The sequence below is a fragment of the Acinetobacter colistiniresistens genome, from assembly GCF_024582815.1.
Lineage (GTDB): Bacteria > Pseudomonadota > Gammaproteobacteria > Pseudomonadales > Moraxellaceae > Acinetobacter.
The window spans coordinates 2820818-2835380 of record NZ_CP102099.1 but is presented as its reverse complement, the minus strand read 5'-3'; the positions used below and the strand labels follow the sequence as shown (position 1 = coordinate 2835380).

At 40.0% G+C, this 14563-nt stretch carries 14 protein-coding genes; 4 read left to right on the top strand and 10 right to left on the bottom strand.

Annotation, left to right across the window (positions count from 1 at the left end; all coding sequences use genetic code 11):
• Nucleotides 1-721: 721 nt before the first annotated feature.
• Nucleotides 722-1426 (top strand): LemA family protein, encoded by a 705-nt coding sequence (locus tag NQU59_RS13575; protein WP_257063798.1) that lies wholly within the window; start codon nucleotides 722-724, stop codon nucleotides 1424-1426.
• Between the two features lie 102 nt (nucleotides 1427-1528).
• Here NQU59_RS13575 and NQU59_RS13570 read toward each other — a convergent pair whose 3' ends face one another.
• From NQU59_RS13570 to NQU59_RS13535, 8 genes are all read right to left on the bottom strand, one after another.
• A complete protein-coding gene (locus NQU59_RS13570; protein WP_005241811.1) occupies nucleotides 1529-1825 on the bottom strand; it encodes a cyd operon YbgE family protein in 297 nt (98 codons plus the stop codon).
• 4 nt (nucleotides 1826-1829) lie between these two features.
• Nucleotides 1830-1931 carry a cytochrome bd-I oxidase subunit CydX gene (cydX, locus tag NQU59_RS13565; RefSeq protein ID WP_000270276.1) on the bottom strand — a complete coding sequence of 34 codons (102 nt, stop codon included), beginning with the start codon at nucleotides 1929-1931 and terminating at the stop codon, nucleotides 1830-1832.
• Between the two features lie 14 nt (nucleotides 1932-1945).
• On the bottom strand, nucleotides 1946-3091 hold the full coding sequence (cydB, locus tag NQU59_RS13560; RefSeq protein ID WP_257063795.1) for a cytochrome d ubiquinol oxidase subunit II: 1146 nt from the start codon (nucleotides 3089-3091) through the stop codon (nucleotides 1946-1948).
• On the bottom strand, nucleotides 3088-4665 hold the full coding sequence (locus tag NQU59_RS13555) for a cytochrome ubiquinol oxidase subunit I (RefSeq protein ID WP_257063793.1): 1578 nt from the start codon (nucleotides 4663-4665) through the stop codon (nucleotides 3088-3090). The genes cydB and NQU59_RS13555 overlap by 4 nt, the downstream gene beginning before the upstream one ends.
• Complete coding sequence (gene cydP, locus NQU59_RS13550) at nucleotides 4665-4856, bottom strand: cytochrome oxidase putative small subunit CydP (RefSeq protein WP_004806751.1); 192 nt, start codon at nucleotides 4854-4856, stop codon at nucleotides 4665-4667. Before cydP ends, NQU59_RS13555 begins: the two co-directional genes overlap by 1 nt.
• 553 nt (nucleotides 4857-5409) lie before the next feature.
• Nucleotides 5410-6021 (bottom strand): OB-fold-containig protein, encoded by a 612-nt coding sequence (locus NQU59_RS13545; protein ID WP_010590023.1) that lies wholly within the window; start codon nucleotides 6019-6021, stop codon nucleotides 5410-5412.
• Nucleotides 6022-6043: 22 nt separating this feature from the next.
• The gene (locus tag NQU59_RS13540) at nucleotides 6044-6349 is read right to left on the bottom strand and encodes a Rieske (2Fe-2S) protein (protein ID WP_010590022.1); all 306 of its coding nucleotides are present in this window, start codon (nucleotides 6347-6349) and stop codon (nucleotides 6044-6046) included.
• A 16-nt stretch (nucleotides 6350-6365) separates the two neighbouring features.
• Nucleotides 6366-7379 (bottom strand): adenosine kinase, encoded by a 1014-nt coding sequence (locus NQU59_RS13535; RefSeq protein WP_257063790.1) that lies wholly within the window; start codon nucleotides 7377-7379, stop codon nucleotides 6366-6368.
• A gap of 528 nt (nucleotides 7380-7907) precedes the next feature.
• Between NQU59_RS13535 and NQU59_RS13530 the strand changes: the two genes are divergently transcribed.
• Genes NQU59_RS13530 through NQU59_RS13520 form a run of 3 tightly spaced genes read left to right on the top strand, consistent with a single transcriptional unit; the run spans nucleotide 7908 to nucleotide 12568 of the window.
• Nucleotides 7908-10847, top strand: a complete 2940-nt coding sequence (locus NQU59_RS13530) for an insulinase family protein (protein WP_257063789.1) — start codon at nucleotides 7908-7910, stop codon at nucleotides 10845-10847.
• A gap of 23 nt (nucleotides 10848-10870) precedes the next feature.
• Complete coding sequence (locus tag NQU59_RS13525) at nucleotides 10871-12040, top strand: phospholipase A (protein WP_005241783.1); 1170 nt, start codon at nucleotides 10871-10873, stop codon at nucleotides 12038-12040.
• Nucleotides 12041-12568 carry a cysteine peptidase family C39 domain-containing protein gene (locus NQU59_RS13520; RefSeq protein ID WP_096911320.1) on the top strand — a complete coding sequence of 176 codons (528 nt, stop codon included), beginning with the start codon at nucleotides 12041-12043 and terminating at the stop codon, nucleotides 12566-12568. It abuts the gene before it with no gap.
• On the opposite strand, the gene NQU59_RS13515 is transcribed toward NQU59_RS13520, so the two are convergent.
• Both NQU59_RS13515 and NQU59_RS13510 read right to left on the bottom strand, forming a co-directional pair.
• Nucleotides 12556-13893, bottom strand: a complete 1338-nt coding sequence (locus NQU59_RS13515; protein ID WP_257063787.1) for a TrkH family potassium uptake protein — start codon at nucleotides 13891-13893, stop codon at nucleotides 12556-12558. The genes NQU59_RS13520 and NQU59_RS13515 overlap by 13 nt on opposite strands.
• Nucleotide 13894: 1 nt before the next feature.
• A complete protein-coding gene (locus NQU59_RS13510; protein WP_257063786.1) occupies nucleotides 13895-14545 on the bottom strand; it encodes a potassium channel family protein in 651 nt (216 codons plus the stop codon).
• Between the last annotated feature and the right edge of the window lie 18 nt (nucleotides 14546-14563).

Here is a 14563-nt window from a genome sequence, read left to right as displayed (position 1 = left end):
TTTGCTGAGATTACTTTTGCCATAGCACTATCTCTCATGTCTTATTTTATTTTCTTATGTCAAAATTATCGTAATTTTAGCTATAAGATGTCTGATACAGTATTGAGATACTGCTATGAGGCGGGTTTTAAAGTAAAATTTTATAAGAAAGATTCGAATCTTGGTCAGGCTCATTTTTAGTCAAGCTTGGATCATATTGCTATTGCAGTTGGTACTATGTTTTTAATTATAGATTTAAAATGAAAACGCTTATCAGATTTGATAAATCTGTTATATAAAATATTATCAAATATAAATATTAAGTTGGATTTTATTTTACATTATAGGACTTTTTTCATGAATTTTGATTTTAAATAGTCTTGGTTTTAATTTTTTTGATGCCAGATGCGGTTAGTAAAGTATATTAATTCAATAGTTTAAGTTTGTTGTTTGAGTTTTTTGAAATGGAACTGGCTCTATGCTGTACGAATGTATCAGATGGTTTTTTGATCTGGCTTCATTTAACATACTTATAAATATTTAAAATATTGATTCAATTGACGGAAGCTATTCCAAGCTTCTAAATAATGAGAAAATGATTTGAGGGTGATATGTTTTGGATTATATTTTTCATTTTTTTGATTGTGATGTATCTGCTGCTCAAAGCGTATAATACTTTGCAAGCAAAAGCAGAGTTTATTAAATCTAGTCTGTCTAATATTTCTGTATCGTTGCAAAAAAAGTGAATCTGATTAATCAATTAATTGATGTAGTTAAAAATTATCAAGATGGCGAGCAACTTTTACATCTGACTATTTCTAAAGATGTAACTAAAGCAAATGAAATTGTTTCTGGGCAGCGTGAGTCACAAGTAGCTTTGATGGGAATTCAAGGTTTGGTTCAGCGTTATCCTGATCTTAAAGCAAATGAACAATACCAGAGTCTAATGCAGAGTATAAAGGCTGTTGAGGATGAAATTGGACATCAACGTGAAACATTCAATCATTATGTTCGAGAATATAATACCAAACGTGGTTCCATCCCCACCGTTTTTATTGCGAATGCACTTAAATTTTCTGAAGCACCCTATTTGGATTTTTCAGTTGAAAATACGGAACAACACATTCTAAAAGATTTTCATACCGATAGTGCTGAGCATTTAACAGCACTTTTGGGTTCTGCGAAAACTAGTTTGCTTGATGGTTCCAAAACACTTGCTAATAAAGCGTTAGATACCAGTAAGCGCATCCTCGAGAGTGAGCAAGTCCAGAATTTAAAAGAGAGTGCCGTATCTAAGTATCAGCAAATGATTGATAAGCCGAATCAGTTAGAACAAAATACTGAAGAAGAAGTTAGCGATACAATAGTTACCGAGCAAACTGTACAAGCTCAAATTGACCAGCGTGAAAGTGGTGATGAGATTCAACCATCGAGTAAAGTAGATTAAATTATTTCAAGATCGATCAAATTTAGTTTGGTTTTATTCTAAACTACACTAAATAAAAAAGCTGCCAGATCAACCAGCAGCTTTTTTATGGTGAGGAGGGATTTAGTTGCCGACCCAAATAAAATACCCTAACAGCATTAAAGGCCAGGCGATGTAGGGACTAAATAACCATTTCCATAACCAGAATCTGGGTATAAACCCAACGCCATGCACGAAGCCACCAGAAATTCCAATCATTACCAACATGAGCAAGCTATGATTGTAATGTCCGTTTGCATCCAACATCAGGGATGGGTGTATCAGTAAAATAGCAGCAAGGGGCAATGCCAACAAAAACGAAACGGTCATTGCAAATACTTGCGCTTTACTATTCTTCGGTGTTGTCATTGCTTCAGCCATTTTATTATTCCTCATCTAAATTTTGATGGTGTTCGATATACAGTGCACTGAGTACACCTGCAAAGCACGCCATCAAAATGCCTAGAATCCATGCAAAATACCACATGTTATATCTCCTGATTAATACAAACTATGTGAATTTTCTTCAATATGTTTGTTGGTGATGACACCCCACATTTTGTAATACGACCAAGAGGTGTAGATCAAAATGAGTGGAACGAAGATACATGCAGCAACGGTCATTACACCAAGGGTTTTATGACTAGAAACAGCATCCCACATGGTCAAGCTTGAGGTTGGGTCAATGCTTGATGGTAATAAGAATGGGAACAAGGCAAAACCGGCAGTCAGGATTGCACCAACAATCATCAGACTTGTACCGGTAAAACTCACAGCTGCTTTATGTTTCGCGGCACTAACAATTACCAATAATGCCCCCAAGATTGCAGCGATTGGTGCAGCCATGGTGATCGGGTACGTTGTATAGTTGTTTAACCAACCATGATTGGCATTGGTCACCACATCTTTCGCAAGTGGGTTAAGCGCAGCATTGGTATTGACCGTAGTGGCATAGCTATAACCGGAGATATTGCCAAAGGCTAACCATGCACCCGCAGCCAAGAAGCACACAAGGAACACGATTGCCATGATCTGTGTAGCTTTGGCAGAACGGTTATGCAAATTGCCATCGGTACGCAGCATCAGCCAAGCACCACCATGTGCACATAACATTGATAGGCTAACAAGACCGCAAATCAGTGCAAACGGATTTAAGAGTGCAAAGAAGCTACCTGTATATTGCGAACGTAACGTGTCGTCTAAGCTAAAGGGTACACCGAGGAACAAGTTACCAAAGGCTACGCCAAACACCAGTGCAGGAACAGCGCCACCGATACATAGTCCCCAGTCCCAAGAGGTACGCCATTGGGTATTCGCTAATTTAGAGCGATAGTCGAAACCGACGGGTCGCAGGAACAGGGCAAATAGAACCAGCAGTAAGGCCCAATACATGCCAGAGAAGGCCACCGCATAGACCATTGGCCAAGCAGCAAATAGTGCACCACCAGCTGTAATAAACCAGACTTGGTTACCGTCCCAGTGCGGTGCAATGGTATTGATTGCTGCACGGCGTTCAGAGTCAGTTTTACCCACGAATGGCATCAGTGCCATTGAGCCCATATCGAAACCATCGGTGAGGGCAAAGCCAATCAGTAGTACACCAACCAGTACCCACCAGATGATTTTTAGGAGTTCATATTCGATCATGATTGAGCCTCCCCAGCTTTTGCTTCTAGTTTTTCAAAGTGATATTTACCAGTATGCAAAGAGCTTGGACCTAAACGAGCAAATTTGATCATTAAATACATTTCAATAATGAGCAGTACAGTATAGAACGCGGCAAGTGCAATAATTGAACCCCACACATCACCAGTACTTACGCTAGATGCTGAGAGGTGTGTTGGTAGAATTTCACCAATCGACCAGGGTTGACGGCCACCTTCAGCCACATACCAACCTGTTTGAGCTGCAATCCATGGGAGTGGGAGAGCAAGCAAAGCAAATTTGAGTAACCAAGGCTTATCTTCGGCATTACGTTTTGCCACTGACCATGTTGCAAGAAGGAATAGCAATAACATCAGGAAGCCAGAAGCCACCATTGCACGGAATGAGAAGAATAGAGCCGCTACATTTGGAATGGTGTCTTTAGTTGCCGCCTGAATATGTTCTTCAGTTGCATCAACCACATTTGGAGAATATTTTTTCAAGAGTAGGCCATAACCTAAGTCTTTTTGATTTTTCTCAAATGAAGCCAATAAGTCTGGAGAACGGTCGCCCGCACGAAGTTTTTCTAACTCGCTATAAGCCACCATACCGTTACGGATACGCACTTCATGTTCTTTCATCAAGTCGCGTAAACCGGTCACTTCTTTGTCTGTAGAACGCGTTGCAATAATCCCCATCACATAAGGAATCTTAATTGCATAATCGGTGCGCATTTCCTGCTGATTTGGGAGACCAAATAAGGTAAATGCAGCAGGCGCAGGTTCGGTATGCCATTCAGCTTCGATTGCAGCAAGTTTGGTTTTTTGAACATCACCGAGTTCATAACCAGATTCATCACCAAGCAAAATCACAGAAAGTGTTGAAGCTAAACCGAAGATGGCAGCAATTGCGAATGAACGACGCGCAAAAGGTAAGTCACGTTTCTTTAGTAGATAGTAGCTTGAGATCGCAAGAACGAAGATCGCACCTGTGACATAACCCGCAGAAACCGTATGTACAAACTTCACCTGAGCAACAGGGTTGAAGATCAATGCACCGAAATCAACCAGTTCCATACGCATGGTTTCGTAGTTAAATGCAGCACCAACTGGGTTTTGCATCCAACCGTTTGCGATCAGAATCCACAAGGCAGACATATTCGAACCAATTGCGACTAACCACGTCACGCCTAAATGTTGGACTTTAGATAGGCGATCCCACCCAAAGAAGAACAAACCGATAAAGGTTGATTCAAGGAAGAAGGCCATCAAACCTTCAATGGCAAGTGGCGCCCCGAAAATATCGCCTACATAGTGGGAATAATAGGCCCAGTTGGTACCAAACTGGAATTCCATGGTTAAACCAGTGGTTACACCTAGGGCAAAGTTAATCCCGAAGAGTTTCCCCCAGAATTTGGTCATGTCTTTATAGATTTCTTTACCAGAAATCACATACGTGGTTTCCATAATGGCAAGAATAAAAGCCAGACCTAAAGTTAGAGGGACGAAAAGAAAGTGATACATTGCGGTCATTGCAAATTGGAACCGCGAAAGATCGACCACGCTTTCAGAAATCATCAACGTGTCTCCTGAGTTTTGGACATGTCACCAGCAATACGCTCGGCAACTTCATTGTTAAAATCTTTTGGAATCGTTGGCGCATCAAACCAGATGTGTTTAATCACCAAGAGAAGGACAACTTTAATAATAAGAATAATCGTGATTTCTCTGATGAGCCGCCGATTTGGATCTTGAGAACTCGTGTTCATTGAACCCAGCCTCATATTTAAAGAAGATGTAAAACATTATTAAATAAAATTCATTAAAAATAAACCTTTAGGGTTTTAAAATAATAATTATTGATTTAGTTGTTATTTATCAATTATTTATGTTTGTTATTTTAAATATTTTAAAATAAATATTTTATCCAACTAAAATAATAGGAATTAATTTTAAAATCTGATTAAAATAGTTGTATTTGCATTTTTATATCCGATTAAAAAGATATGGTTTATAGTGAATTAAAAAAATGTTAAACCAACTAAAATAGTATGAATATAAAATTTATAATATATACAGTGGGTTATAAATTTACTTCCACAATTAAATAATTTTTAGAATGAAGTCATGGTAAAACCTAGTGTATAGCTAAAGATTATTTTAAAAAATGTGATGGATTTCACTGTCGTGCTTTTGGTGCCAGTGAGATCATAAAAACCAGAAGAAGGGAAGAGCCTAATTCAAAACTTTTACCCCATACATTTGTAATAAAATGTAATTTTCTGGGTTTTTAATGCAGAAAAGAGCTTTTTGAGTGAAAATTTAGTCTGGTGTAAACAAATTATTTGAAAGCGAGATTTTCTTTGCGAGATAATGTGAGTTCGATTTTTGACTAATCAACAACACTTGTGATTGTAATTCGAGCTCGCCGTATTCTGGCTCGACTTGTACATAATACAGCTGTCCAAACTCATCACGGACACGTGCTTGTGCTGAAAATCCTGGACGTGCATTGCCAGTCGAAATAGTGGCTAAACGGCCAACCAAATTAGTATGGGTATGAATGACTTTAGGCTTAATTACCTGATCTAGGCAATGAATCATAAATACGGTAAAGAAAATATCGATGATTAAAGCAGGAACAAATAAATAATAAGGTGAAATGAAATAGTGTTGTAAAGCAAAGAATGAGAGCTCTAAAAAATAACCCGCGAAACTAAAGTTGATTAATAGGAATACAAAGATGAGATATTTAGAAAATTTGACGTCAAGCAACGGAGAATTGAGTAACCATTCAGGCGTCAGCTTTTTCACCAAATGGCTGGGCCGTAAACCAATCACAATTCCGATGGTTTCTGCAATGCTGAGCACAATTAAAGCCACAACACTCATATGAAATGGCATAAGGTAATAATTGAGGAAAAATTCAGTCATTGCAGAATTCATGATCTAGGTGTTAATCAATATAGATACCACCATCTGAGTGGACTTCCAAATTTACTTTTTCAAGAAATTCACCCAAACATGGTCCAGAAATACATTCGCCTGTTTCGACTGAAAACAGCGCGCCGTGAGTAGAGCACTGAATGTATTCTCGGTCTTGGTCTAAGAATTGATTTTCTAAATATTCAAGTTCAGTTTGCAAATGTGGGCAAACATTCTGATAGGCATAGAAGTTGCCATCTTTTTGAGTAATGAAAATCGTGGTTCCTTTCATGGTGTCGTATGCACGAGACTCACGTTCAGGGACTTCCTCGGTCATGCAAATCTTTTCCATATTACGCACATTCCTGCTGAGCTTTTTGGAATTGTTCGAAAAGTTTAGCGTAGTTCTCTACACTTAAACGTGGTCCATACTGAGCAACGACCTCGCTTGAGATCAAAATAGCAAGTTGTGCCGCAGCTTCCAAGCTTAAACCTGCATTCATTGCATATAAGAATGCACCTGAAAATGCATCACCTGCGCCATTGGTGTCGACTGCTTCAACAGCACGGCCATTAACGTGGAAGTGGTGTGCACCATCTACAATCACAGCACCTTTAGCGCCTTGCGTAATGACCACTTGTTTATTTTTTAAGCTTAGACGTGCAATCGAAGCTTCAAGGTTATCTGTTTCAGTAAACATCAACGCTTCTTGTTCATTACAGAATAACAAGTCAACACCGTCATCTAGAAGTTCTTCCAGACCTTGCCGTGCATATTGCACCATGGCTGGGTCAGACAGCGATAAGGCAATTTTTACACCCTGTGCTTTTGCAAGTTCACGTGCTTGTTTAACCGCAACACGTGCGGTATCGCTAGTTGATAAATAACCTTCGATATACAGCCATTTTGCAGTTTTAAGCGGCTCAAGATCAATCTGTTCAGTCGATAATTCAGCAGTAATACCGAGGTAAGTTTGCATGGTGCGTTCTGAATCTGGACTGATCAGAACCATACAGGTGCCTGTTACACCTTCACTAATCGATTGAGTTGCGGTGCTGATGCCTGCTTCGTTTAAGCCGTCTAGGTAAATTCTACCAAGTTCATCATTACCCACGCGACAGCCATAAAATGCAGTACCACCCAATGCACTAAAAGCAACGGTAGTATTGGCTGCTGAACCGCCGCTGGCCTGGCCTTTATAAGTTTGAGTTGCTTGTAATTTTTGATATAGATTTGCCTGTGTTTCACCATCGGCCAACTGCATCGTGCCTTTTTGCAACGCCTGTTGCGTTAAAAACTCATTTGAAACCTTAAATTCTTGGTCAATGAGTGCATTACCAATTGCAAAAAGATCAACAGTTGCCATGTTTGTCATCACAGTAAAAATCAAAAAGTAAAGTTTACACGAATGCTACGGATTACAGTAGGTTGTTGAAGAAAATTCAGCAAACCGTTGCACAATCTTGAAATGAGGTAATGTCGCGGAGCAATATCTAATTAAAATTAAAAGAAGTCTGGAATTCTTACGCAAATTGATATTCTGATTCGATATTCACAATTTAAGATATGCCGCTTCAGTTCCATCTAGTGTAGCGCTGTAAAAGCGCTGGCATGTGTTTATTCGATTGAAACGAACAATAGCACAGATTTATTTTTGGTGTGATGAACTGATTCACGGATACGATATAGACGGCTCATTTTTATCACAGTCGGGGAATCGGCCTTTGTGCTAGTGCGCAGTAATTTCTATAAAATTTTCTAAAACACTGTTTGGGCTTGGGCGCTGCTTTTTTCTACAAAAATAGAGTAATTTACATGGATATCGATACGTATTCTTCGGTAGACTCTCTATAATCAATTGTAATGAATTTAATAGAGATAAATTGGAGATCACATGACTGTAGATGTTACTGAAAGCATTACCCAAACAACTCATCCCGCGTTTCAGCTATTACGTCAACACCATGTAGAAGCACTCGATATTCAAGTTTTAGAATATAAGCACAAAGTGACTGGTGCAGTTCACTACCACTTAGCCACAAGCCATGAAGAAAATGTGTTTTTGGTGGCTTTTAGAACCCAACCTATGGATTCAAAAGGAACTGCACATATTTTAGAGCACACGGCGCTATGTGGTTCTGAAAAGTTTCCGGTACGAGATCCCTTCTTTTTAATGATTCGTCGTTCTTTAAATACGTTTATGAATGCTTTTACGGCAGCAGACTGGACGGCGTATCCATTTGCAACGCAGAATAAAAAAGACTTTCAGAACCTCTTGTCGGTGTATTTAGACGCCGCTTTTGCCGCAAATTTGAATCCTCTAGATTTTGCGCAAGAAGGTATTCGTATTGAACTGGAAAACGATCAAGCCGTTTACAAAGGGGTGGTGTTCAATGAAATGAAGGGCGCGATGAGCTCCCCAACAGATCAGTTGTATCACCAGTTGGCGCATCATTTATTCCCTGAAACGACCTATCACTATAATTCTGGTGGCGATCCAAAAGACATTCCTGATTTAAGTTATGAACAACTCGTCGACTTTTATAAAACCCATTATCATCCAAGTAATGCGGTGTTTATGACTTTCGGTAATCAGAGTGCTTATGATCTGCAAGAGCAATTTGAAAGATTAGCTCTACATAAATTCTCACAAGGTACAACCTTGTACTCAACGCCAGAAAAGCGTTTGACAGCACCCGTGGAAGTGACGGAAAGCTATGCAGTGGATAGCGAAGACCTAAAAGATAAAACCTATCATGTGATGTCTTGGTTATTGCCAGAAACCAGTGATATTAAACTACGCTTAGGTATGCGTCTGGTTGAAGGTATTTTATTGGAAAACTCTGCTTCACCTTTACGCCAGTATTTAGAAACCTGTGGTTATGCACAATCAACAGGCCCACTGATGGGGGTTGATGACAGCAACTTTGAAATGACTTTCTATTGTGGTGTACAAGGTTCAAATGCAGAACATGCCGATACCTTTAAACAAGGTGTTTTAAGCATTTTAACAGACGTTGCAGCTAAACCAGTTGATACCGATCTGGTGGATGCGATTCTTCATCAGATTGAATTGCATCAACGTGAAATTAATGGTGATGGTACACCGTATGGTCTGAGCCTGATCTTGAACGGTTTAGGCAGTGCCATCCATCATAATGATCCAATTCATGTTTGGGATGTTGACTCTGCGATTGAGCAAGTTAAAGAAGAACTCAAAGACCCAATGTGGTTGTCCAATTTAATTCAAACACATTTATTGGATAACCCGCATCGTGTGCAAATGACCTTGGTGCCAGATGCAACCAAATCAGTCAAAGAACAGCAAGCTGAGCAGGCGCGTTTGGCTGAGATTACGGCCAATTTGACTGAGCTTCAGAAAGTTGAAATTCAGGAAAAAACAGAAGCTTTGAAAAAGCGTCAAGATACGCCAGACGATCTTGAGTTGTTACCAAAAGTCGGTTTGGAAGATATCCCAGCAGAATTGCAGATTGTACAAGGGCAATTGCGCGAAATTATCTGCAATGGTTTAGATACGCCGTTGAATCTTTATCATGCGGGTACCAATGGGATTTACTATCAACAGGTGCTGATTCAGATTCCTGATGAAATCGTACAATCGCCTTACTTTAATTTGCTTTCAATTCTGATGGGCGAAGTAGGTGCTGGTGAATACGACTATCTTCAATTGCAACAAATCCAAACGGCTGTCAGCGGTGGTCTGGGTATGGGAGCATCTTTACGCAGTAAGGTGGATGATAAAGACCGTATCAGTGCATGGTTAACCTTAACAACGAAATCTTTGACACAAAAGTTGGATGCAATTCAACTGCTTAAACTTGCTTTTGAGCAGCTTCGTTTTGATGAAAAAGATCGTATTATCGAATTGTTACAACAACGTAAGACCCGTTGGCAGTCACGTTTATCCGGTTCTGGTCATAGCTATGCCATGCAGGCTGCATCTCGTCAAATGAGTGCATTGGCTCGCCGTGATTATCATAATACAGGTTTAGGCGCGCTAAATTGGCTTACAGACTTGGTGAACAAGATTGATCAAGATGATACAGCTTATCAAGCATTGATTACTGAATTACAGGCGATTCACCGCAAGTTAATGCAAGCGCCAAAACAGTTCTTGTTGGTGTGTGAAGAGCATCAATCGGATCGTTTGGTTGAAGAAGTCCAAAATGTCTGGGATAAGTTAGCGGTTGATCAAGCTCCTGTGACTTTGACACAAGTGGATCAAGTCAATACCAATGACGATGAAGCATGGTTGATTCAGGCCAATGTTCAATTCTGTTCTTCTGCTTATCAAGCGGTTGATGTTGCACATCCAGATGCAGCTCCCTTGATGGTATTGGCGGCTTACTTGCGTAATGGTTTTTTACATAGTGCCATTCGTGAAAAAGGTGGTGCTTATGGTGGTGGCGCAAGTTATGATGGAAATGCGTGTTCATTCCGTTTCTACAGCTACCGTGATCCACGTTTAGCGGAAACATTTAATGATTTTGAAGCCAGTGTACAGTGGTTATTAAATACTGAACAACAACCACATCAATTAGAAGAAGCAATTCTTGGTTTGGTTGCAAGTATGGATAAGCCAGGTTCACCGGCAGGGGAAGCAATTACCGCATGTTATGCATTGTTGCATTCACGCACGCCGAAATTCCGTAAAATTTTGCGTGAACGTTTATTGAACGTCAACCTAGAGGATATACAGCGTGTGGCGAAGCAATATTTATTGGCTCAAAAACCTGTAAAAGCAGTGGTTGCGCCATTTGCGAAACGTGAAGAATTGCAGAAACTTGGATTTAATATCCAGCAAGTTAATTAATAAAATAAAAATCGGAGAAATGTATGGCGTTCAAGTCTTTTGAACGTAGTCATTTGGAGCTGAGTATCCTCGCGATACTCGGCTCTTTAACGACAGCGTTAGCACATGCGCAATCAACAGCACCAACAAGTCCAGCCACCGTAGATGCGTGTGTAGCTCTGGCAGCAAATGCTGAACGTTTGGCTTGTTATGATAGTCTTTTTAAAGCACCGACCATTATCCCAACACAAGTGCAGACGGATGCTGCACCTATGCTTGCAGCAGCGATGCCTGCGGCTGAAGCAAATGAAAAAGCCAAGCCTGAGTCTTTTAAAGATAAAGTGGTGCAAAAGGTCAGTGATTTAAATATTTTAGGGGCAGCACCTAAATTTGATCCGAATGTGTCTTTGTTAGATCGTCGTTGGGAGCTTTCAGAGGAGAGTAAACTGGGTGTCTGGAATATCCGTGCGTATCAACCAGTTTACTTGCTGCCAGTATTTTGGACTAGCGATAAAAATGAGTTTCCAAGTAGTCCAAATCCTGAAAACACGGTAAAACAAAAGCAGGATCTCACCTCAAGTGAGGCTAAATTTCAGCTTTCGTTTAAGACCAAAGCTTGGGAAAATATCTTTGGTGACAATGGTGATCTTTGGTTGGGTTATACTCAGTCTTCACGTTGGCAGGTGTATAATTCGAAAGAATCTCGCCCGTTCCGTGAGACTAATTATGAGCCTGAAGCAAGTTTGATGTTTCGAACCAATTATGAAATTTTAGGTCTGAATGCACGTTTGCTTGGTGTGACATTGAACCATCAATCTAATGGACGTTCAGATCCACTCTCTCGTAGCTGGAACCGAGTGATTTTTAATCTAGGCTTCGAGAAAGATAATTTTGCCTTGATGGTTCGCCCTTGGTACCGCATAGAGGAAGAAGCCAAAGATGATAATAATCCAGATATTAAGGATTATATTGGTCGTGGTGATTTAACTGCATTCTATCGTAAAGGTGATAACGACTTTTCCTTGATGCTGCGCCATTCATTAAAAGGTGGCGATCGTTCGCATGGTGCAGTGCAGTTTGACTGGGCTTTTCCTATTAAAGATAAATTGCGTGGTCATTTACAAATATTTGATGGCTATGGCGAAAGTCTGATTGATTATAACCACCGAGCAACCTATGTCGGCTTGGGTGTCTCATTAATGAATTGGTACTAAATGAGTTTAAATATTCCAGAACCTTTATTACAGCTTGAAGCAAATTGTGGGGTATTTGCAACGTGGTTAATCTTAAAGCAATATCATAGCCATATTGATATTGCTGACCTGATCCAACTATGTCGCCATGATCGAAAAGAGGGAACCTTTACCATTGCTTTGGCTGTGGCGTTGAAAAGACTGGGCTTTAATGTGTCTTTTTATACAGATCCCGATCCCTATATTGATGAAAATGAAAAGCAGAGTTATCTCGATGCACAAGCTTTGCAGATTCCGGTGAATGCGGCTTTAGCTTATGCCGGAATTCAGCAGGCTTTTGAAGAGGGTAACTTTGTTATTGTGTTTTATGACACTTTACAGGGCATTGGAAACCAATCTCTGATTTATTCAATTGATAAACAGGAGATTAGTTTCTGTGATCATTTTGATGTGATGTCTAAAGCCCAGTTTGAGCAGCAACGCCAAGCCGAAGGTATTTGTCGACAAGCGATAGTGATTGAGCAACCGCTAGATCATCATCCGATTTGAATATTGGCATTGGCATGTTTTAAGCGACTCTTTTTGGGGGTCGCAATTAAATAGGCCAGTGTCAGTGGTCCTAATCGACCTGTAAACATTAGTAGGCTCAGGACAAATAAGCTACCGTCATGCAGTTGGCCTGTTACGCCACGTGACAGGCCAACTGTACAGGCAGCAGACACCACTTCAAACATCAGATCGAGTACATCGAGCTTGGGTTCAAGCAGAAAAAGAATAAAGCAACCTACAAAGACCAACATACCGGTAATCGCTGCAACAGCAAGTGCTTTATATGTCGTTTCTTGAGAGACGGAGTGATTAAAAATACGAATTTCTTCATTGCGCCTTAAAAAAGAAATTACACACAGCAATAAAATGACGAAAGTACCAACTTTAATCCCGCCAGCAGTACTGAGTGATCCACCACCAATAAACATCAAAAGCATGGTCAGTAAGGCAGTACTGTGTTCCATCGAACCAGTGTCGATGGTATTAAATCCTGAAGAGCGTGGTACGGTGGCTTGAAACCAGGCATTCATGGCCTGTTCGCCTAAACTCATTGAGCCGAGTGTGAGAGGGTTGTTTGACTCCAAAAGCCAGATGAGTACAAAAGCGACCAGATTTAAAATTGCGATAGTACTCAGGATTAATTTGCTGTTTGGTGTCAGTTTGCTCCAACGCTTATTTTGTTTTACATCGATCAAGACTAAAAAGCCAATCCCGCCCAATGTGTATAGAATGCTGATGGTTAAACAAATCAGATAATGACTTTGAAAGCTGATGAGGCTGTTTTCAAATAATGAAAACCCAGCGTTATTGAAGGCCGAGACACTATAAAAGACGGCATAGTACAATCCTCGAGCAAAACCATAGATGGGGGCAAAGGAGGCGGTCAGAATAATGACCCCAATCAGTTCAAAGAACACGGTATAGAGTACTACGCCTTTGGCAACAAAAGTAACTTTAGACAGGCTGGTTTGTCCTAGGCTATCTTGGGCCATCATTTGCTGTTTCAGACCCAATTTGGGGGCTAAACTTAGTGCAGCTAAAATGGCAAAGGTCATAAAGCCCAAGCCACCCGACTGAATCAGTAATAAAATAATGAACTGTCCAAAATGATTGAAAGAATCATTCAGGTTTACTACGGATAAACCAGTAATAGTTACAGCTGAAGTAGCTGTAAACAGAGCATCCATCCAGCTGACATTGCCTTTATTTGCGATGGGAAGTTTAAGTAAAATTGTACCAATAATAATAAAACTCAAAAAACCAATCGCGAGCAAAGAAGGTGGGCTTAGGTTAAATGTCTTCTGGGGGTTTATTTTAAATGCCATATTATACAAAGCATCCTGAAAATTTTCTAAGATGACTGAGAGAGCCTTCTAGAATCAGAACATCATCCGTTTTTAGCGTGAAATTGGCATCTGTTTCATAGAGAATCTGTTGATCTCTCTTGAGTAATAACAATTTGATATTCGGTTCTTGTTTTAAGATGCCTGATAAATTGACTTGGTTGAGTTTTTCATTAACAGGGACTTTTACAATATAGTGATCATCATCCAGTGCCATATAACGACTCACCATTGGATAATTTAAGGCTTGCGCTACACGAACGCCCATATCTTCTTCAGGATGTATAATTTTACTGACATTTAAATGAGAAAGGATGGTGTGATGAGCCTTGGTCTTGGCTTTGACCAAAATTTTTTCAACGCCAAGATTTTTTAGATTTAAAACACATAGAATACTGGCTTCAATATCTTCACCAATGGCAACCACAACTGCATCACAATTCTGGATATTCAGTTCTTCCAAAACATGTTCATCGGTGGCATCGGCAATTACTGCATGGGTAATCCGATCAGCCAAATTTTCGACATTGCGTTTGAGGGTATCAAGTCCAATGACGTCATGATTAAGTTTGGTGAGTTCCAATGCAACAGTTGCCCCAAAACTACCTAAACCAATGACTGCAAACTGTGCCATAACTGTCCTTAACTAAAT